This window comes from Bacillus sp. FSL M8-0266, assembly GCF_038613425.1.
GTDB lineage: Bacteria > Bacillota > Bacilli > Bacillales > Bacillaceae > Bacillus > Bacillus pumilus.
Window position 1 is genome coordinate 2,375,403 of sequence record NZ_CP152015.1, and the last position, 19,379, is coordinate 2,394,781.

General features: G+C 41.7%; 22 protein-coding genes. 3 read left to right on the forward strand and 19 right to left on the reverse strand.

The features are described from left to right. Positions 1–18: 18 nt before the first annotated feature. The 7 genes from grpE to gpr all read right to left on the reverse strand — a co-directional run bounded on the left by grpE (position 19) and on the right by gpr (position 7,718). Positions 19–576 carry a nucleotide exchange factor GrpE gene (gene grpE / locus MKY83_RS12115; RefSeq protein WP_044139427.1) on the reverse strand — a complete coding sequence of 186 codons (558 nt, stop codon included), beginning with the start codon at positions 574–576 and terminating at the stop codon, positions 19–21. A 64-nt stretch (positions 577–640) separates the two neighbouring features. Continuing rightward, positions 641–1,672 (reverse strand): heat-inducible transcriptional repressor HrcA, encoded by a 1,032-nt coding sequence (gene hrcA / locus MKY83_RS12120; protein WP_065098447.1) that lies wholly within the window; start codon positions 1,670–1,672, stop codon positions 641–643. Between the two features lie 81 nt (positions 1,673–1,753). Beyond that, positions 1,754–2,893 (reverse strand): radical SAM family heme chaperone HemW, encoded by a 1,140-nt coding sequence (gene hemW / locus MKY83_RS12125; protein ID WP_342487379.1) that lies wholly within the window; start codon positions 2,891–2,893, stop codon positions 1,754–1,756. Positions 2,894–3,010: 117 nt separating this feature from the next. After that, on the reverse strand, positions 3,011–4,849 hold the full coding sequence (gene lepA, locus MKY83_RS12130) for a translation elongation factor 4 (RefSeq protein ID WP_106065610.1): 1,839 nt from the start codon (positions 4,847–4,849) through the stop codon (positions 3,011–3,013). Between the two features lie 131 nt (positions 4,850–4,980). Next, complete coding sequence (locus MKY83_RS12135; RefSeq protein WP_061408632.1) at positions 4,981–5,313, reverse strand: YqxA family protein; 333 nt, start codon at positions 5,311–5,313, stop codon at positions 4,981–4,983. A gap of 14 nt (positions 5,314–5,327) precedes the next feature. Continuing rightward, positions 5,328–6,536, reverse strand: coding sequence for a stage II sporulation protein P (locus MKY83_RS12140; protein ID WP_034661367.1), 1,209 nt, complete (start codon positions 6,534–6,536; stop codon positions 5,328–5,330). A 66-nt stretch (positions 6,537–6,602) separates the two neighbouring features. After that, positions 6,603–7,718, reverse strand: coding sequence for a GPR endopeptidase (gene gpr, locus MKY83_RS12145; RefSeq protein WP_003217353.1), 1,116 nt, complete (start codon positions 7,716–7,718; stop codon positions 6,603–6,605). A 198-nt stretch (positions 7,719–7,916) separates the two neighbouring features. Here gpr and rpsT point away from each other — a divergent pair, with 198 nt between their 5' ends. Further along, positions 7,917–8,183, forward strand: a complete 267-nt coding sequence (rpsT, locus tag MKY83_RS12150; protein WP_003217506.1) for a 30S ribosomal protein S20 — start codon at positions 7,917–7,919, stop codon at positions 8,181–8,183. Between the two features lie 134 nt (positions 8,184–8,317). Here the strand turns inward: rpsT and holA are convergent, their stop codons facing one another. Then, on the reverse strand, positions 8,318–9,337 hold the full coding sequence (holA, locus tag MKY83_RS12155) for a DNA polymerase III subunit delta (RefSeq protein WP_065098450.1): 1,020 nt from the start codon (positions 9,335–9,337) through the stop codon (positions 8,318–8,320). A gap of 236 nt (positions 9,338–9,573) precedes the next feature. On the opposite strand from holA, the gene MKY83_RS12160 reads away from it, so the two are divergent. Then, positions 9,574–9,708 carry a YqzM family protein gene (locus tag MKY83_RS12160; protein ID WP_003217416.1) on the forward strand — a complete coding sequence of 45 codons (135 nt, stop codon included), beginning with the start codon at positions 9,574–9,576 and terminating at the stop codon, positions 9,706–9,708. Positions 9,709–9,748: 40 nt separating this feature from the next. Here the strand turns inward: MKY83_RS12160 and MKY83_RS12165 are convergent, their stop codons facing one another. From MKY83_RS12165 to MKY83_RS12175, 3 genes are all read right to left on the reverse strand, one after another. Next, on the reverse strand, positions 9,749–12,076 hold the full coding sequence (locus MKY83_RS12165; protein WP_065098451.1) for a DNA internalization-related competence protein ComEC/Rec2: 2,328 nt from the start codon (positions 12,074–12,076) through the stop codon (positions 9,749–9,751). Further along, positions 12,069–12,638 (reverse strand): ComE operon protein 2, encoded by a 570-nt coding sequence (locus tag MKY83_RS12170; RefSeq protein WP_044139437.1) that lies wholly within the window; start codon positions 12,636–12,638, stop codon positions 12,069–12,071. Before MKY83_RS12170 ends, MKY83_RS12165 begins: the two co-directional genes overlap by 8 nt. 65 nt (positions 12,639–12,703) lie before the next feature. After that, positions 12,704–13,333: a helix-hairpin-helix domain-containing protein gene (locus MKY83_RS12175; protein ID WP_065098452.1), complete on the reverse strand. Its 630-nt coding sequence runs from the start codon at positions 13,331–13,333 to the stop codon at positions 12,704–12,706. A 90-nt stretch (positions 13,334–13,423) separates the two neighbouring features. Between MKY83_RS12175 and comER the strand changes: the two genes are divergently transcribed. Further along, complete coding sequence (gene comER / locus MKY83_RS12180) at positions 13,424–14,272, forward strand: late competence protein ComER (RefSeq protein WP_003217379.1); 849 nt, start codon at positions 13,424–13,426, stop codon at positions 14,270–14,272. A gap of 48 nt (positions 14,273–14,320) precedes the next feature. On the opposite strand, the gene MKY83_RS12185 is transcribed toward comER, so the two are convergent. The 8 genes from MKY83_RS12185 to MKY83_RS12220 are packed head-to-tail and all read right to left on the reverse strand — an operon-like array spanning position 14,321 to position 19,338. After that, the gene (locus tag MKY83_RS12185) at positions 14,321–15,064 is read right to left on the reverse strand and encodes a class I SAM-dependent methyltransferase (RefSeq protein ID WP_126740720.1); all 744 of its coding nucleotides are present in this window, start codon (positions 15,062–15,064) and stop codon (positions 14,321–14,323) included. Beyond that, positions 15,061–15,417 carry a ribosome silencing factor gene (rsfS, locus tag MKY83_RS12190; RefSeq protein WP_003217467.1) on the reverse strand — a complete coding sequence of 119 codons (357 nt, stop codon included), beginning with the start codon at positions 15,415–15,417 and terminating at the stop codon, positions 15,061–15,063. Before rsfS ends, MKY83_RS12185 begins: the two co-directional genes overlap by 4 nt. Before the next feature lie 12 nt (positions 15,418–15,429). After that, positions 15,430–15,993, reverse strand: a complete 564-nt coding sequence (gene yqeK, locus MKY83_RS12195) for a bis(5'-nucleosyl)-tetraphosphatase (symmetrical) YqeK (RefSeq protein WP_065098455.1) — start codon at positions 15,991–15,993, stop codon at positions 15,430–15,432. Next, positions 15,983–16,552: a nicotinate-nucleotide adenylyltransferase gene (locus tag MKY83_RS12200; RefSeq protein WP_065098456.1), complete on the reverse strand. Its 570-nt coding sequence runs from the start codon at positions 16,550–16,552 to the stop codon at positions 15,983–15,985. The genes yqeK and MKY83_RS12200 overlap by 11 nt, the downstream gene beginning before the upstream one ends. Before the next feature lie 13 nt (positions 16,553–16,565). Beyond that, positions 16,566–16,856 (reverse strand): ribosome assembly RNA-binding protein YhbY, encoded by a 291-nt coding sequence (gene yhbY, locus MKY83_RS12205; RefSeq protein ID WP_044139442.1) that lies wholly within the window; start codon positions 16,854–16,856, stop codon positions 16,566–16,568. Then, a complete protein-coding gene (aroE, locus tag MKY83_RS12210; protein ID WP_268507979.1) occupies positions 16,850–17,692 on the reverse strand; it encodes a shikimate dehydrogenase in 843 nt (280 codons plus the stop codon). Before aroE ends, yhbY begins: the two co-directional genes overlap by 7 nt. A 21-nt stretch (positions 17,693–17,713) precedes the next feature. Then, complete coding sequence (gene yqeH / locus MKY83_RS12215; protein ID WP_268507981.1) at positions 17,714–18,814, reverse strand: ribosome biogenesis GTPase YqeH; 1,101 nt, start codon at positions 18,812–18,814, stop codon at positions 17,714–17,716. A gap of 2 nt (positions 18,815–18,816) precedes the next feature. Next, positions 18,817–19,338 carry a YqeG family HAD IIIA-type phosphatase gene (locus MKY83_RS12220; protein WP_044139602.1) on the reverse strand — a complete coding sequence of 174 codons (522 nt, stop codon included), beginning with the start codon at positions 19,336–19,338 and terminating at the stop codon, positions 18,817–18,819. Between the last annotated feature and the right edge of the window lie 41 nt (positions 19,339–19,379).

Below are 19,379 nucleotides of genomic sequence, written 5' to 3' on the forward strand. Positions count from 1 at the left end.
TGACCTCCCATTATGTAGTTATTGATTTACTTTTACCATTGATGGACGAATAACTCGGTCTTTGAGTTTATAGCCCTTTTGCAATTCTTCTACTACGATGTTTGAATCGAAGTTTTCATCTTCAACTTGCATGACGGCTTGATGAAGGTTTGGATCGAACTCTTTGCCGACAGCTTCAATTGGTTCAACGCCTTCATTTTTCAACGCTTCTACCAGCTGGCGGTAAACCATTTGCATTCCTTCTAACAAGCTTTTCGCCTGCTCGTTGTCTGGATCAATTCCAAGTGCTCTTTCAAAGTTGTCAAGAGCTGGGAGAAGATCGCTGACAACATGTTGAGAACGATATTTTTGCACGGTCTCCACTTCAGTTCGAGCACGGCGTTTATAGTTTTCAAAATCTGCTTGAACACGCAGAATTTTGTTTTCTTTTTCATCTAGAAGTTGCTGCAATTCATCGATTTTCTCTTGGAAGGCAGACTGTTCATCATGCGCTACTTCCTCAGTATCTGCTTGAACTGCTTCTTCTTGTGCTTCAACCTCTGCTTCTTGCTCAGGTGTCTGTTTTTCTTCTGACATTGTGTTCACCTCCCTCAAAAGATTCAAGAATACGAAGGGGCTGTGCCCCTATCTTTTTATCACCCTACTCATCATACAAATTGGAAAGTGCGTTTGACAAGTCTTTTGATACATGATGCAAAAGACTAACGACTCGCCCGTAATCCATGCGGGTTGGTCCGATGACGGCAATGGAGCCGAGTGATTTTTGATCAATCGAATAAGTCGCTGTGATCAAACTGCAGTTCTCCATTGCTTCTAAATTGTTTTCCGAACCGATTTTAATGGTGATACCTTGCTGATTTGGATGAAACAGCTGCATGACATCATTCTTTTGCTCAATCAGCATCATGAGTGAGCGAATGCGGTCGATGTCATGAAATTCAGGCTGATTCAACATATTAATCTTCCCGCCAAAGAAAAGTTTTGATTCATTTTGTGTCGATGTAAATGTGTTACCAAGCGCATCTAAAATGTGATCATAATCTTTTAAATGTGTGCGCAGAAGCATGACCACTTCTTTATACATCCTGTCCTTCAACTGGTCCATTGGAACGCCAGCTAAGCGGCTATTCAAAATATTCATCAGCTTCTCAATATCGGAGACATCGAGATGCTCAGAGAAGGTAATGGTTTTGTTTTCAACATGTCCGCTGTCTGTAATCATGATCGCTACTGCTTTGTTTAGCTGAACGGGGACAAGCTGAATTTGCTTTAATCGATTTTCACTCAGCTTTGGACCAAGCACGATCGATGTATAGTTTGTGAGATCTGATAAAATTTCCGCCGATTTTTGAACTGTTTTTTCCAGCTCAAAAATTTTCTCCTGAAAAGCCGACTGGATAAGCACAAGATCTTTAGACGACAGTTTTCGCGGAGAGAGCAAATGATCTACATAATAACGATATCCTTTTTCTGAAGGAATTCTTCCTGATGAAGAATGAGTCTTTTCGATAAAACCAAGTTCCTCCAAATCAGCCATTTCGTTTCTAATCGTTGCAGAGCTGAATGTGATGTCCTCTTTTTTAGAAAGAGTCCTTGACCCAACTGGCTGCGCCGAACGAATAAAGTCATTAATGATGACTTGCAGAATCAAAAGCTGACGATTTGTTAACATCATCATCACCCCTGTTAGCACTCTCTTTCAACGAGTGCTAATTGTATAAACAAAATTACCAAACTCAAATTAAAATGTCAATTATAACTCACCGAGAAACGCTTGAAATACTTCATTTCCTAACAATTTCCCTTTTTTTGTTAAACGAATTCCAATGTCATCTTTTACAATGAGACCTTTTTCTTCTAATTCTTCAAGAACCGAGGGAAAGAGAGCTTCTGGTGAAGCACCATATTTGGCTTGGAAGTCGGCACTTTTCACCCCTTCGATTTTTCGGAGGCCTAAAAACATTTCTTCTTCTATCTGCTCTGTTTTTGTGACTTGATGAGTTTCTTTATATGGGAACCCAGTTTGCTCAATCAGTTCCAAGTAATGCTTCACTGGTCCTGCGTTCACATTTCGGATGCCATCTACATACCCGTGCGCCCCTGCACCGAAACCGAAGTAGTCTTCATTGCTCCAATAGGTCAGGTTATGCTGGCTTTCAAAGCCAGGTTTGGCGTAATTGCTGATTTCGTATTGATGTAATCCATGGCGCTCCATTTCATCCATCACAAGCTCATACATTTCAGCCTCACGTTCTTGCGGCGGTAAATGCAGTTTTCCTTTTTGCATTAAGTTGTAAAACACCGTTTTCGGCTCCACAATCAGTGAGTAGACAGAATAATGCTCTGCTCCTAATGAGAAAGCTGTCTCAAGTGAATTCATGACATGATGCTTTTCTTGATGCGGCAAGCCAAACATGAGGTCAAGGCTTATGTTGTCAAATCCAATATCTCTTGCTCGCTCGAAAGACGTGAGAACATCTTTCTTTTGATGAACTCGTCCGATTTTTTTGAGTAAATCATCTTCAAAGGTTTGGACGCCAAAACTTAGCCGATTGACACCGGCTTCTTTTAACACATGCAGCTTCTCGAGTGATAATTCATCTGGATTCGCTTCAACTGCAAATTCAACCAGGTTTTTTGCCGGCTTTAACACACGGTGAATACTGTTCATAAGCTGGTCCAGCTGGCTGACGGTCAATGATGTCGGAGTTCCCCCGCCAATAAAGATCGTCTTTAGTTCTTGCTCGCCCTTTTGCTCGATCGTGTGCTGCATCTCTTTTTCAAGAGCCGCTAAGTATTCATCGACTGGCTGCGTTTTAATGAAAAATTTATTGAAATCACAATAGTGGCAAATGTGCTCACAAAATGGAATGTGAATGTATGCTGCTTTCATTTGATGACACCTTCTTTACAGGTAAAGAGCCGCAGTTTATCGCTGCGGCACCTTTGTTTGTTTTCGACTATAAACGCCAAGGCTGACATTGTAAAGCAGGTTGCCTTGAGGAGGTTGTTATTTTTTCGGTGTGCTGTCGTCCATCTTCAGCACAGCCATAAATGCTTCTTGCGGGACTTCAACAGAGCCCACTTGTTTCATGCGCTTTTTCCCTTCTTTTTGCTTCTCAAGAAGCTTTCTTTTCCGGGAAATGTCTCCGCCATAACATTTAGCAAGTACGTTTTTACGCATCGCTTTAATGGTAGAACGAGCCACGATTTTTTGTCCAATCGCTGCTTGAACTGGTACTTCAAAATGCTGGCGTGGAATGAGTTCTTTCAGCTTTTCTACGATGATCTTGCCTCGTTCATAGGCGTAATCGCGGTGAACAATAAAGGAAAGGGCATCGATTTTTTCACCATTCAGCATGATGTCCATTTTCACTAGAGTAGACGGACGATAGCCAATCAACTCATAGTCAAAGGACGCATAGCCTTTTGTGTTGGACTTGAGCATATCAAAGAATTCATACACGATCTCCGCCAAAGGAATTTCGTACACAATGCTCACTCGGTTTGCATCAAGGTATTGCATATCAATGAAATGTCCGCGCTTTCCTTGGCAAAGCTCCATGACAGAGCCTACATAGTCATTCGGCACCATCATTGTTGCTTTCACGTATGGTTCTTCAATTTTCTCAATCTTTTGCGGATCAGGCAGATTGGATGGGTTATCGACGATGATTTTTTCTCCGTCTGTCATATACACATCGTAAATAACACTTGGTGCTGTTGTAATGAGATCGATTTTAAATTCACGTTCAATCCGTTCTTGGATGATTTCCATATGAAGCATTCCAAGAAAGCCGCAGCGGAAACCGAAGCCAAGTGCTTGGGACGTCTCTGCCTCATATTGAAGTGAAGAATCATTTAATTCAAGCTTTTCTAGCGCTTCACGTAAGTCGTTATATTTCGCTGTGTCAATCGGATAAAGACCGCAGTAAACCATTGGGTTCAGCTTTCTGTATCCTGGCAGTGCTTCTTTCGCTGGGTTCTCCGCACTTGTGATCGTATCCCCCACACGTGTATCGCCAACATTTTTAATCGCTGCTATTAAGTAGCCAACATCTCCAACAGTGAGTTCATCTGTCGGCATGGCTTTTGGTGTGAATACGCCGACTTCAAGCACTTCAAATTCTTTGCCCGTCGCCATCATTTTGATTTTCTGACCTGGTCTGACGGTTCCTTCCACAATTCGTATGTACGCAATAACGCCGCGATACGCATCGTAGAGAGAATCAAATATAAGAGCTTGAAGCGGTGCTTCTGGGTCTCCAGCAGGTGCTGGCACCTTTTCGACGATTTGTTCTAAAATATCTTCGATCCCAATACCCGCCTTAGCAGAGGTGAGAACAGCTTCAGACGCATCCAACCCGATGACATCTTCAATTTCTTCTCTTACACGCTCAGGCTCTGCACTTGGCAGATCAATTTTATTGATAATCGGAAGAATTTCTAAGTTGTTATCAAGAGCCAAATAAACGTTCGCAAGTGTCTGTGCTTCAATTCCTTGTGCTGCATCTACTACGAGAATCGCACCTTCACAGGCAGCAAGGCTTCGAGATACCTCATAGGTGAAGTCGACATGCCCTGGTGTATCAATCAGGTGCATAATATATTCTTCTCCATCCTTCGCCTTATATTTCAGCTGGACAGAGTTTAATTTAATCGTTATGCCGCGTTCACGCTCTAAGTCCATGGAATCAAGTAATTGTTCTTTCATTTCTCGCTGCGTAATCGCCGCTGTTTTTTCTAAAATACGGTCGGCCAATGTGGATTTCCCATGGTCAATATGGGCGATAATGGAGAAATTTCGAATTCTTGATTGCCGTTCTAATCGTTTTTCTTTATCTGTCACAATCTATCACTCCTACTATAAAACGCGGGTTGCGCTAGGTTAGATTATATCAATAGGGCTGTAAAGATTCAATCGAAATCAAGAAAAGCCGCTCATTGATTAGCGGCTTTAGTCATATGGTGTTGATTTGTTTATTTCCCATTCACCCAATCATAAAGAGAACGAGCTGCATGTGTCATGCCATCAGACAACGCCTTCCCTGCCTTGGAGAAAGCATTAAAGCTCTCTATTTCCTCAAGCTGCTTTTGTTTTTCGGCAAGATCCTTTTCTGTAACAGCTGTTCCTAAGATAGAGGCTTCTCGTTCTTCGTCATCGTTCATTTGGATGGAGAAAGCGCCTTTTAATTGCGGGTCATGGTAACCCTTCATTTGCAGCATGCCATTATTTGCCTGCTGCATTCCTAAAAAGACGCCAAATAGCAAGACCAGTCCTAAAATAATGGTTTTTCCAATAAATGATCCCATGCACCGTCACCACCTTAAGAGCGTTTTTTCTCATCCTTTGCTTTGCCGTTTACTTTTTCCGCATCCCAGAATATATCACTGAAGACATCAGCTGCTGCATTGGATGCATTTTTCAATTCTTCCATATTATTATCCACTCCGCCAAATTCTAAAAGAAGGGCTTTGTCGGATAAATCTTGATTATAAATTCCATTATCACCAATTTCGCCTTTGGCAAACACACCGACACTGAGCCCTTTATATTTTTTCTCCATTAAATGGTGGAACTCCGTCGCAAGCTTAAGGTTTTTCTCATAGCTTTGATTCTTCTTCCCCACAACAAACGCAATTCTCGCATATTTCTTTCCTTTGATCTCGACAGTGGTATCTTTCTTTCTTCTTGAATCACGGTGGATATCAATTAAATATTCGAGGTCATCATTTTTCGCTAAGGCTTCTTTTACGACCAGTCTTGATTCATTATAAGACTGGGGATACTTTAACCCTTTTTGGAGAAGCCGTTTTTCAACTTCTGTTTTGTCAACCGTATTCCCGATTCCTTGCTGATCAAGCGCCTTTCCGAACATGTCGCCGACAAGGGTGACATTCACTTTTGAGTGCCGTGCATTGTTTGGATTCGTTTCTCCTTTTAAAAATGGTAAATATGATTCCGTATTATGTGTGTGGTAAATGTACACAGCTTTTCGTTTTCCTGTCGACCGGTCCGGCTCTTTCGCAGGCTTTTTTGGCACATCTTTGTCGAGCTTGTCCAGCTCTGCCAAATTTGCTTCTTTTTCATCTTGAATGACTTCACTTGGTGGCGGCGATTCCATTGGCATGTTGGTATAGTCTGTTCCTTCACCCGCTAAGATGATTTTTGTATCAAAATGTTCAAAGCCTGGAAGTTCTCTCCCTAGAAAACTACGCGGGTCTTCTAAATTGATACTGGTCGCAAGCTTGAGTGACAGTCCAGAGAAATGAAACCCTTTTTGATCTTTCGGGACGGCTGAGGCGAAATATTGGTTTTCCATGCCCATTAATGTGGCGAAAAACGCCCCGGAAAGCTCATCTGCTACACCATATAGCGAGGCTTGTGGCCTCAGCTCCGGCTTTAAAGATGTTAACGCCCCTGACATCACAAACACTACAACAAGCGAGGCTATAAATAAGAAAATGCTTTTCACTACTTTTGTTCCATTAATCGCAACGACCAACTGTCGAGGACGGCGGGGTCTTTTTTTCATGATTTACTCCCTCCAGCACGCTTTCTAGTAATTACACTATGAGCGAGCTAGAGAAAGTAGAACTAATTAATGATTATAAGAACCCATGTTATCTTGAGAGATTTTTTGATGAAGCGCTGTGTTTAATCCATTGGCGAGCACGTTTGCCATATCATCAATGAATGTATCCACTTCCTTAGGCGTCACCATTAAATTTTGCCCTAGCGGTGCAAGCACTTCATGGATCAGTTGCCGCTTCTCTTCTTCTGGAAGAGTTCCTACAATACCTAAGAAAGATTGACGTGTTTCTTCATCTGGTAAATCTTCTTCGTTTAGTACTTTTTTCTTCCCGAACGTCAAACCAGCCGGCACAAGAGAGCGGGACGGCCGGTCATCTTTCAGTTCTCTACCAAAATGCTTTAAGACATAATCAATTGTGTCACTTGCAATGGTGACTGCATCTACCACTGTTGGAACACCAATCGCAATCACTGGAATTCCCAACGTTTCTTTGCTTAATTCTTTTCGCTTATTCCCTACACCTGAACCGGGATGGATACCTGTATCAGAGATTTGAATCGTGGTATTCACCCGTTCCACTGCACGAGCAGCAAGGGCATCGATTGCAATGACAAAATCGGGTTTGGACCTCTCGATCACGCCTTGTATAATGTCGCTTGTTTCAATACCAGTCAGTCCCATCACTCCCGGTGATAAAGAAGACACTGGGCGGTAGCCTTCCTGTACATTTTCCGGCTGCAATTCAAAAAGATGACGGGTCACAAGCAGACTTTCAACCGTGAGCGGACCTAGCGCATCTGGCGTGACATTCCAGTTTCCTAGTCCTACTACAAGACAGCTCGCATCAGTCTGAATGCCTCGATCTTTTAAAAACTGAGCAAAATGATGGGCAAAGACTTCGACAACTTTTTCCTGCATCTCAGAATCTTTCTCCCGAATGCCCTGAGCCTCAAGTGTCAAGTATGTTCCTGCCTTTTTGCTGGTCAGCGCCTCCCCTTCTTTCGTGATCTCCACCGTGCGTATACGGATGCCGTGCTCCTCTTTTTCCTTTTCGACAATCCCTTGAATTCCATCCTTTTTGACAACATTCGGATCGTTCTCTTGTTCTAGTATCTCTTTTGTTTCAACAGCCAAGTCTGTCCGAATTTGATAAGCACTTAAATCAAGTTTCTGTTTCTCCATAAAAAGACTCCTTCCACCAAGTAATTAACAGTAGTCTTTCCATCTCTTGAAAGAAACATTCGAGCGCTTCATCAATGAAAAATACTTTACATTTATATTGCATTCTAAAGGTGTGTTTGATAGAATACAACTTGTTCTATTGTGAAGATTTAACCTTAAGACAATTGTGTTTAGGTTGTATCTTAGGAGGTGAAACACATGCCAAATATTAAATCAGCGATCAAACGTACAAAAACGAATAACGAACGCCGTGCACACAACGTAACAATCAAGTCTGCGATGCGTACTGCGATTAAACAAGTTGAAGTTTCTGTAGCTAACAACGATGCTGAGCAAGCAAAAGCTGCTCTTTCTTCTGCTGCAAAACGCATTGACAAAGCCGTTAAAACTGGTCTTGTACACAAAAACGCAGCTGCGCGTTACAAGTCAAGACTTGCTAAACAAGTAAACGGACTTTCTGCATAATGCTTGCAACGCCTCAGTAATGAGGCAACTGTTTAACTGTACGTCCGTCCTGACCGGCTTTGCCATTAGGACAGACTGACAATTATACATCTAAACAAAAACGACCCTCTTTTTAGAAGGTCGTTTTTTTATGTTCAAGCGCCTAATAGGCGAAGCAGAAACAATTCTAGCAATAGCTGCTTGTCCTTTTTACCGGTTTTCATTTCATAATCGATCGTTGATAGCTCTTTGACAATCTGCTTCAGCTCTTCTTCTGAAAACAGCTTTGCCTGATCCATAGCAAGTTTGACGCGGAATGGGTGGACTTTTAGATTTGAAGCAATTTGTTTTTGCCCATATCCTTGCTGAGCGAAATACTTAGTCTGCAAAATCAAACGAAATTGAGTGGATATAAGTGCTAATATTTTAATGGGTTCTTCATTTTGTTTCAGCAAATCATAAAACATCTGCATGGCCTGAGAGCGGCGTCTGTTGACAATTTGGTTAATTAATTCGAAAATATTCTGCTCTAAGCTTCTTGCAACGAGCTGATTGACATCCTTTAATTCAATTTCTTCTCGCTCTCCAATATATGTACTTAGCTTCTTGACCTCTTGAAACAATGAGGATAGGCTCCCGCCGCACAGCATCACAAGCTGCTCAGCCGCTTCAGATGTCATCGCCTTTCCTTCTGTTTTCACCAGTGTAATGGTGAAATCCGTTGTTTCTTTTGGGTTTAACTCTTTTGCCTCAACCATAGCCGCTTTCTTTTTTAACAATTTGGTGATTTTCTTCCGTTCATCCAGCTTTTCATATGGTGCTAATAAGACGAGAATGGTATAAGGCGCCGGTTTTTCTAAATAAGCTTCTAACAGAGAAAGCTCATGCTCAATCTTCTCCTTTTTCTTTTCCGCTGTAAGAAAATAAGGGTTCTTGATCAAAACGAGACGCCTTTCTCCCATAAACGGAAAGGTTTCTGCATCTGTCACAGCCTGTTCAAGCGGCACCTCTTCCATATCAAAGACGGAGTAATTAAAATCCTTTGTCTCCTCGTCTACTACAGCTTGTCTTAATTTAGCTGCTGTTTCTTGCAGTAAATACGTTTCTTTTCCATATAAGCAATAAACGGGATGGATATCCCCTCTTTTTAAATTATTCCAAACCTCAAAGACCATAAATTGAATCCCTCTCTTTCACTTCCTCCTCTATCCTAAAGTGTGTTGAGACATTAGTAAAGAGGAAGCTGAAAGTGCCGCCTCCTCATTTATAGTAAACGTCTGGTGCAAGCTCCCGGGTCAACTTGCTTCAGACGATATTCATAAAATGATCATGAAAATGGAAAACGGTTACTTTACGTTCTAGCAATTCCAAATGAGTTCAAGTATACTAAAATTAGCCAGGAGGGATGAAAATGAATGAATTTGAAAAAAATGTTCAAAGCAAGCGAAATGATGCGATCGACTCAGCTGTTGGTTTTATCGTCACATTCGGATTTTTCGCCTCAATGTTTATTTTGGCAACCATTATACACCTCGTTGGATCTTAACTTCATGAATGTTACATGACTGCCGTTTTGGCAGTTTTTTTTATTGATTTTGTAAGATATCATATGGAGGATGCGTGTAAAACGTTCCTTTCTCCTCAAGAAATTCAAAGGTCACACTCCCATCTCGATCTGTGCGGTACACCTTCGTTTGATGATCCTTTAGTTTTTTCAAGACTTCCTGATGAGGATGCTGATAACGATTGCGTTCACCAGCCGAAATGAGTGCATGCGACGGCTCCAGATGCCGAAGCCACTCATCACTTGTTGACCCTTTGCTCCCATGATGCCCAACCTTTAAGACATCTGCTCGCAGGTGAGGATAGGCTTCTATAATATCTCGTTCCCCTTCATGTTCAAGGTCTCCAGTGAACAGAAAGCGTTTCCCGCCAAGAGTAAAAGCTAGAACAAGTGAATCATTGTTCTTACTTGTCACCCGGTCTTGCGAAGGGTGAAGAACCTCAAATATATGCTCTCCAACTTGGAGCTGATCTCCTCTTTCTAATTCATCAATTATAATCCCTTTTTCAGCTGCTTCTTTTAGCAGCTTTGCATCCTCTGGACTTCGGGCAAAACCTTTTGGTATGGCCAGCCGCCTTACTTTATTTCGCTTGATTAAACGAACTGCCTCTCCCATGTGGTCTTGATCTGCATGCGTGAGAATCAGCACATCCAGTTTTGCTATACCTTTTGAATGGAAAAACGGGATTAGTGTTTGATCACCGATCGTAGACACTTTACGTCTTTTTTTCCATGGTTCATCATCAAAAGAAAGTCTGCCACCTGTGTCCACAAGTAGATGTCCCTTTCGGTAAGGGAGCTGAATAAACAAACTATCCCCTTGTCCGACATCCAGCATCGTGACCTCTCCTTTTTGGAGAAAATTCGGGGTGAAATAGTGTGCACTCAAGACACCAATGAGTAATATAATCGGCACGGCATAAGATTTCACGGACATTTTGCACTCCATCACAAACAGCAAAAAAACAATGGCGCTCACTTCAAGTAGAATATGCCACCAAGTCGATTTCATAAAAATCAAGTTGAACCCATCAAAAACTGCCATATATGCTGACAACTGATGACTTAGCTGGATGACCGAATCAAGCAGCTGGAACAACACTTGTCCAAGCGGAAGATAAATGATAGACAAAAGATAAAAGAGTAAGGACAGAGGCAGGACAACTGTTGTATAAAAAGGGACAAATATCATATTCAATGGGATGCTCAGCAAAGAAAATTGCTGAAAATGATATAAAAGAACAGGAAGCGAGGCAAGCTGTGCAACAAAGGAGATAAGGAATAACTGCATCACTGCGCTTTTCGCTTGTGATAAGATTCTGGTCGATAACAAAATAAAAAACGTTACCACGAATGAAAGCTGAAATCCGATATCGAATAGATATAAAGGATGAATCGCTAATAAGAATAAAAACGTTGCGCTTAATACGACAGCAGAAGGCTGTTTCATTTCTTTTGGAAGGCTTGTCATCACTAAATAGATTCCTGCCATGAGGCAGGCTCTTAAAACAGATGGTGCAGCACCTGTCAAACAAGCATAAACAGGCAGAAAGCATAATAGAAGAAGACGCGCTGTCTCTCTTGTCACACCGGCACGAAGCAGACACCAAAATAAACATGCAAGAAGCGTTTGCACATGCAGCCCTGAGATCGCTAACAGATGAATAATGCCGAGCATTTGATAGTCTCTTAGCGTGTCAGGATCAATCAATTCTCGGTCTCCAAAAATAAGAGCCTGTACAATACCTACAGAGTTTTTCGGCACATGATCTTCTAAAAATTTTAAGCCCTTTTGCCTCATCATTTGAAGATAATAGGAAGGACGATCATTTTTTGTACAGCCTTTGATTGACTGCGGTAAGAAAATAGCGCGAATGCCTTTTGATTTTAGAAATTGATCGTATTGAAACCCGTTAGGAATGGTTGCGTGTTTAGGCGCCCGAACTTCACCTGTCATATGACAGCTCATACCTGGCTCTACGTCTTTTAACGTCTCTTTTTCACGCTCTGTTTGAATGGTATAGAAAGCGGCTAACCGGTCATCTTCTGTTGACACAGTTGCCGAAAAACGATTGCCATCTGTTTTCGGAATCGTTTCAATCACAACAGAGCCGGAAAAGAATTTTTCTTGAACAGGTTGATCCGTTTCAAAAAACTCATGAACCATAAAAATAAGAGTATAGACAGCTCCACATAGGCTGATCATGAGAAAGAGTTTGGGAATTTTTTTCAGTAGGCTGAGAAGTAAAATGATGAGAAGAAAGAGAAGGAAATACATCTGAAGATGATATGCAGCCAGAGCAATTCCAACTGCTGCTGAAATTGCCCCAAACGGCAAATAATTAAACATAGGAAGTAAATAATTGATTCGCCTTCTCATGCATATCGCGAATTTCTGATTCACTAAGTCCTGATTCACTTAGTTTGCCAATTAAATCTGCAACAAAGGCTAATTTTTCTTGATTTTTTAAGTCAATGATCATTTCATCGAGTTCAACTTGTTCCGTTTGAACGCCTGCCTGCTCAAATAAATCAATGGCGTATGGGTGATTTTTATAATCCTTTGCATAGTACACGGTTCGAATACCTGCTTGAATAATGGCTTTACAGCACTGCAAACAAGGAAAATGTGTGACATATATTTCAGCATCGGCTGTAGGTGCACCAAATTTGGCACATTGTAAAATAGCGTTCATTTCCGCATGGATGGTGCGAACGCAGTGATGATCAATGACATAGCATCCCACATCTGCACAATGGACATCACCAGCAATTGAGCCATTATATCCCCCTGCAATGATACGCTTGTCTCTGACGATGGTCGCCCCAACAGCTAACCGCTCACAAGTGCTTCGTAAAGCAAGCAAATGGCTTTGCGCCATAAAATATTGATTCCATGAAATTCTTTCCACGAGCTGATCCCTCCAGAATGATGGTTGGTATTAAGTGTACATGCCTTCCTTCTATACCGTCAATTCTACTTAACGGTCAATTCATTTTTCAGCCGTTCAATGGTCTTCTCCCCAAAACCTGAAATGTTCCGCAAATCTTCAATTTGTTGAAATTCTCCGTGTTCCTCTCTGTACGTAATGATGGCTTCTGCTTTAGCTGGCCCTATCCCATTAATGGTTTGCAATTCCGCTGCATCAGCCTGATTCACATTGACACCTTGACTCTTTTCATTACCCAATGGAGCGTCAGCACCTGCTGTTTGTGCCTCTCTCTCTGCTTCTCCCTGCTTCCGGACATAAATCATCATACTGTCTTCTAGTTTTGCTGCTTGATTAATTTCAATCGTGTCTGCTTTACTAGTAAAGCCTCCTGCTCTTCGAATGGCTTCTTCTACCCGTGCATCAGATTGAAACGTATAAACACCTGGCTTTTTTACAGCCCCTTTGACTTCCACAAAAATGGAGGATGATTCATTATCGGTTTTTTCTTCTTTGTCTTCTAATGTGACTTGTTTGTCTTGATCGCCCTTCAATACACTTGGCTCTCTAGTGCTCTCCTTATTTCCTGCCAAAAGGAAGAAAGTGATGATGATCGCGCCCATGAGCCCAGCTCCGATATAAAGACTGTATTTTTTCAATGGAATGAGTCGCTTCACGTGCTCACGCTTCTTTCAATCATATTTTTCTATTGCTCAACATACTGTTTAGAAGATAACAGATCCTATGCGCCTAAGGAGGGAGAACGTTTGAATATCGGGATAATCGGTACAGGAAACATGGGTACCATACTTACTGAGGCATTTATTGAATCAAAGGCAGTCAATCCCTCATCCATCACCATTACAAACCGGACCATAGAAAAAGCGTTCAATATAAAAAAGAACCACCCAGAGCTTGAAGTAACAAAACAGCTTACAGGAGCTGTCATGGATAAAGATTTCATCTTTGTTTGTGTCAAGCCGCTTGATATTTATCCTCTTTTAAAAGAGCTGAGCCCTCTTTTAAAAGAGCACCAAACCATTGTCATTATTACAAGTCCGGTTCATCCTGAACAGCTTCAGGATATCGTTCCTTGTCAAACCGCCAGGCTGATTCCAAGCATTACGAACCGCGCTTTATCAGGTGCGTCACTTTTAACATTTGGATCGTCATGCAATGTCGCGACGAAAACAGCACTAAGACAGTTAGCTTCCTGCATTTCAACACCCATTGAAATTCATCATTCGATTACAAGAGCGGCGTCAGATATCGTCAGTTGCGGACCTGCCTTTATCAGCTTTCTCGTTCAGAAAATGATTGAAGCAGCCGTTGAAGAAACAGATATTTCTAAAGAAGAAGCCACCACCTTATCAGAAGATATGCTTGTAGGGCTTGGCCGTTTGATTGAAAAAAGAGTCTATACCCTTCCGACACTGCAAGACAAAGTGTGTGTAAAAGGCGGCGTCACGGGTGAAGGAATTAAAGCACTTGAAGCAGGTGTTCAAGATATGTTTCATCGCCTTTTTCAAAACACCCATGAAAAATTCGATGAAGATCTTGAAGCAGTTGCGCATCAATATCCACCAAGTGTGTTTACTGATGATCGCAGAAATTAATCAACTCTGCAACAAGCGAAAAAAGGGTTTTAAAAAACCATCGTTCCATTAAACGATGGTTTTTGGTTTCTTAGCTGAAATGAAATATCTTTCGGCGAATTCCCCGGGCGCTTCATTTGTAAAATCAGCGGTCACTTCTATTTGTTCAAAGCCAGCGGACTCAAGGAACGCCGCATAGGTCTCAAATGGAAATGTACGCTGTTCATGTGTCTCATCATAACGCTGATACACGTCTCCGTCCTTTACAAAAAAGCTTAAATCGTGAATGATTGAATACATGTCATCCCCTTTATCACTCTGCCAAATATAGCTGATTTCTTCATCTTGATCGGCATAAGTCGAACCTGGGAATACATCTTCCATTTTATAAGGAGTATGAACATCAAAGAGTAAAACCCCATCTGCCTCTAAAAGCTGAAACATGTTTTTAAAGGTTTTTTTGACGTCATTTTCGTTTTTTAAGTAATTCAAGGAATCACAGCATATAACCGCCGCTTGAAAGACTTGCTCAAAACCCGTCAGCTCTCTCATATCTTGATGTAAAAATTGAATGGACTGCTTTTTCGCCTGTGCTTTTTGCTGCGCGAAAGCCAGCATTTCTTCACTGAGGTCAATTCCAGTGACTGCGTGACCCTTTTCAGCTAACCGAAGAGAAATCTCTCCAGTTCCACAGCCAACATCAATAATGGCAGCATTCGGTTTGATATTCTGCTGGATCCACTGAACCCATTCATCATAAGGTGCATGTGTCATGAGCTCGTCATACACACCTGCAAACCCTTGATAAATCATGAGTTAATGCCAAGTGAAAGCGTTTCTCTCGGCGCATCTCCCCATAGCTTCTCTAAGTTGTAGTATCCTCTTTCTTCTTTGTGGAACACATGAGCAATGACATCACCAAGATCAATCAATACCCATCTTGCTTCATCAAAGCCCTCCATCTTCTTCACTTCGATTCCACTTTCCTCTGCAAGATGTTTCACTTCTCTTGCAATGGCCTGCACTTGTTTATCAGAGTTCCCGTGACAAATGAGAAAATAATCGGCAACAAGTGAGATTCCTTGCATATTAAGGGCAATAATATCCTCAGCCCGTTTATCATCGCATGCTCCTGCCGCGACGTTTAAAATTGATGATGAATCCATCCAAATTCCTCCTTAATTGTTCTTATGCACAAGTGAGTTGTAAGTCGCAAGCGTATCTGGATAGACTGGCTGATTCTTTTTCAATAAAAAGCTGATCGTGTTTTTTAGTGACTGAATCAGTGCACTATCCAAATCTTGCTCTGCTAACTCTCTTACTTCTTCAACACCAGGGAAATGACGTCCTGGTTCGATATAATCAGCGACATAAATGACCTTTTCAAGTAACGTCATGTTTGGTCTGCCTGATGTATGAAATTCAATAGCCGTTAAAATATCTTGGTCGTTAATAGCAGCTTCCTTTTTAACCAAATAGGCACCAACCGGGGCATGCCAAAGCTCGGGCGAATATTCTAGCAATAGAGGGTTCATCTGTTCCTGCTGGATAATCCCCTTCATTTCATCTTTTGGTCTAAATTTCGCATAATCATGAAAAATAGCGGCGATCTCTGTTTTTTTCACATCTGCACCGAACCGTTCCGCTAATGAAATGGCCGTCTCCATAACCCCGAGTGTATGTGTATATCTATGCTCTGTTAACTGCTCTTTGACACAGTTCAATGCTTCTTCACGATTCATATAAGTGATGCTCCTTTATATAACGCTCAACAGCTTTCGGTATCAAATAATCGACAGGTTTTCCCTGCATGATTCGTTGCCTAATCAATGTCGATGATACATCAAAAGCTGGAACATCTGCAAATAAAAGAGGATATGTCGTATTTCCGGTATAACCCGGTCTTTTCATCCCAATAAAAGTAATCATCTGAAGTAAATCATCAATTCGATGCCATTTTGGCAAATACTCGACCATGTCCGCTCCAATCATAAAAAAGAACTCATCTTCAGGATGACGCTTCTTTAAAAGCTCCACCGTATCTACTGTATAAGATGGACCCTCTCGCTCCATTTCAATGAGCTCCAATCGAAAATGTGGATTTGACTGGATCGCCGCATCCACCATTTTCACCCGGTGACGACTATCTTCTCGCTTCCGGTCTGTTTTATGAGGAGGCTTGTGATTTGGGATAAACCAAATTTCATCAAGCCCTACTTGAAAACGCACCTCATTTGCCATCAGCAAATGCCCATTATGAGGAGGATCAAACGTACCGCCGAACAACCCTATTTTTTTCATATCACATCCACCTTTACGGCAGCTTAATTTGTTTATTTTCCTTTGATTCTTTATAAAGGACAATCACATTTCCGATCGTTTGAACAAGTTCAGCTTTTGTACCTTTGACAAGTGCTTTCGCAACTTCCGTTTTGTCCTCGTCGCAGTTTTGTAATACGCTGACCTTTAACAGTTCTCTTACTTCAAGCGCCTCGGAAATTTGCTTGATCATATTGTCATTTACCCCGCCTTTTCCTACTTGAAAAATAGGTGATAAATGATGTGCTTTTGCACGTAAAAAACGTTTTTGTTTCCCTTTTAACATGGTGTTCCTCCTAATTTCTGTATCACAATTGACTTCATTTTTCTTGCGTCAGGCGTGATGCCTGTCCACAGTTCAAAGGCTCTAGCTGCTTGTCCAACAAACATGCCGACACCATCTACTGTTTTCAAACCTAACCCGGCTGCTTCTCTGAGCAGTTTTGTTTCTATTGGATTATACACAATATCACAAACAACCGCTGTTTTTTTTGCGTTCGCTAAAGAAATCGGGGTTTCTTCAACATTCGGGTGCATACCAATTGAGGTTGTATGGATGATGACATCATATTCCCCAAGCTGCTCTTCCGCCGTCTTTAATGTAATGGCACTAGAAGTGAAGTTCCCATCTGCACTTTCAATTAAAGCCTCAGCTTTTTTAATGGTGCGGTTGGTGATATCAAAGCTTTTCGGTGCATAGTCAGCGATTGTCGTATAAATCGCTCTTGCCGCTCCGCCAGCACCAATTAGGAGAAATGAAAGCTCTGATAATGGCCGATTCAAGGCTTCAAGCAATGAATGAAGAAAGCCCTCTCCATCTGTGTTGTACCCGACGAGCTGACCTTCTTCAAGCCGCACCGTATTGACAGCACGCAGGCGTTCAGCTGTCACATCAATTTTGTCAAGGTATTTCATGATGTCTACCTTGTGCGGAACAGTGACGTTAAAGCCGCTGATTCCTAAGGCTTTCATACCGCTAATCGCATCTTTCAGGTCATCATTTTCTACTTGAAAGCCATGATAATGTCCATCAATTCCAGCATCCTTTAATGCTGCATTATGAATATCCGGAGACATTGAATGGCCAACAGGGTTACCGATTACTCCGTATAAAGGTTTCAAGGTCTCTCCCCCTCTGAACATTTAAATTAACGAACGTCTCATAAACACATGAACGCCTTTTGGCGCATAGACTTTAATTTGCTTGCCTGCATCATTTGCCGTGATCCACCCTAAGCCTGAGAAGACGATATCCATTTTGGGCTGATCAATGGTAAAGGTATGCGGAACGAGTGTTGGAAAATCTTCCATCCCCTCTTTTGATGGCGGTGATAGCAGTTCCCCTGCATGTTTTTCATATAAATCATCTGCGTTCTCTAACTTTGTTCTGTGTATGTTCAGCTCATTTGGCATATAGCAGACAAATGACGTTCTGCCGCCTTTTACATAGTCAAATCGAGCCAGTCCGCCAAAATAAAGCGTTTGAGCTTCATTTAATTGGAACGTTCTCGGTTTCAATTCTTTTTTCGGTGTTAAGATCTTCAAGTCATTTTTGCTGACATAGTGCGCCATCTGATGACGGTTGATAATGCCCGGTGTATCAAATAGAGCAGATCCGTCATCAAGCGGAATCTCAATGGCATCAAGTGTTGTACCTGGATATTGGGATGTGGTGATCACATTCTCTTCGCCAGATACTTCTTTGATGATTCGATTGATAAATGTGGATTTCCCAACATTCGTACAGCCGACGACATAGACATTTCTTCCTTCGCGGTAATGATCGATCGCTTCCATCACCTCAGGTACGCCTTGACCTCTGCTTGCACTGATTAAGAACACATCGATCGGGTTCAATCCGTTTTCTTTCGCTTCCCGTTTCATCCAATGAATCAAACGATCTTTTTTCACGGATTTCGGTAAAATATCTACTTTGTTGCCGACGAGTAAAATCGGGTTACCACCGACAATACGACTCAGTCCATTAATCCAGCTTCCGTTAAAGTCAAAAATATCAACGACCTTGACAATCAGAGAATCTGTCTCTCCGATACTATGCAATATATTTAAAAAGTCGTCTTCTGTTAAAGAAACATCTTGTATTTCATTGTAGTTCTTTAACCTAAAACAGCGCTGACAGATCACATCTTCTTTCAATAGAGATGCTGCCGGCGCATATCCTAATTGATCTTTATCTTCCGTCTGAATGGCTACACCGCAGCCAATACAAACAACCTTTTCCATTATTACTCTTCCTCCCACTGAATGTGGCCCTTACGCTTTAAGGCTCCTAAAATTCTGCGTTCAATCTGCCTGTTAAACTTAGTGAAAAATCCGTCTGAGGCAGCAACAGGGACGACCAAAATCGTATGGAAGCCGTGACGATTCCCGCCTAGAACATCGGTCATGAGCTGATCCCCAATGACCACCACATCTTCTTTTTTCAATTGCATATCAGCGACGGCCTTATTAAAAGCTCTTCCCATCGGCTTTTTCGCTTTATAAATAAACGGGATATGAACTGGTTCAGAAAAAAGCTTGACCCTTTTTTCATTATTGTTCGATACAATCGTCACTTGTATCCCGTGATCCTTCATTTCTTGAAACCATTCAATTAAGCGGGGCGTCGCACTTGGACGATCCCATTCTACTAGTGTGTTATCTAAATCGGTAATAATTCCTTTTACATTTCGTTCTTTTAGTTTTTGCGGTGAAATGTGGAAAATGCTTTTCACAAATTCATCCGGTAAGAAATACTTCTTTAGCACAATTTGCACCCTTTCTTCCATTGGTTTTTCAGCGATTGTGT

Coding starts and splice junctions, on each gene's coding strand:
- grpE (WP_044139427.1), bottom strand. CDS start 576: ATGTCAGAAGAAAAACAGACACCTGAGCAAGAAGCAGAGGTTGAAGCA.
- hrcA (WP_065098447.1), bottom strand. CDS start 1,672: ATGTTAACAAATCGTCAGCTTTTGATTCTGCAAGTCATCATTAATGAC.
- hemW (WP_342487379.1), bottom strand. CDS start 2,893: ATGAAAGCAGCATACATTCACATTCCATTTTGTGAGCACATTTGCCAC.
- MKY83_RS12135 (WP_061408632.1), bottom strand. CDS start 5,313: ATGGGATCATTTATTGGAAAAACCATTATTTTAGGACTGGTCTTGCTA.
- MKY83_RS12140 (WP_034661367.1), bottom strand. CDS start 6,536: ATGAAAAAAAGACCCCGCCGTCCTCGACAGTTGGTCGTTGCGATTAAT.
- gpr (WP_003217353.1), bottom strand. CDS start 7,718: ATGGAGAAACAGAAACTTGATTTAAGTGCTTATCAAATTCGGACAGAC.
- rpsT (WP_003217506.1), top strand. CDS start 7,917: ATGCCAAATATTAAATCAGCGATCAAACGTACAAAAACGAATAACGAA.
- holA (WP_065098450.1), bottom strand. CDS start 9,337: ATGGTCTTTGAGGTTTGGAATAATTTAAAAAGAGGGGATATCCATCCC.
- MKY83_RS12160 (WP_003217416.1), top strand. CDS start 9,574: ATGAATGAATTTGAAAAAAATGTTCAAAGCAAGCGAAATGATGCGATC.
- MKY83_RS12165 (WP_065098451.1), bottom strand. CDS start 12,076: ATGTTTAATTATTTGCCGTTTGGGGCAATTTCAGCAGCAGTTGGAATT.
- MKY83_RS12185 (WP_126740720.1), bottom strand. CDS start 15,064: ATGATTTATCAAGGGTTTGCAGGTGTGTATGACGAGCTCATGACACAT.
- rsfS (WP_003217467.1), bottom strand. CDS start 15,417: ATGGATTCATCATCAATTTTAAACGTCGCGGCAGGAGCATGCGATGAT.
- yqeK (WP_065098455.1), bottom strand. CDS start 15,993: ATGAATCGTGAAGAAGCATTGAACTGTGTCAAAGAGCAGTTAACAGAG.
- MKY83_RS12200 (WP_065098456.1), bottom strand. CDS start 16,552: ATGAAAAAAATAGGGTTGTTCGGCGGTACGTTTGATCCTCCTCATAAT.
- yhbY (WP_044139442.1), bottom strand. CDS start 16,856: ATGTTAAAAGGGAAACAAAAACGTTTTTTACGTGCAAAAGCACATCAT.
- yqeH (WP_268507981.1), bottom strand. CDS start 18,814: ATGGAAAAGGTTGTTTGTATTGGCTGCGGTGTAGCCATTCAGACGGAA.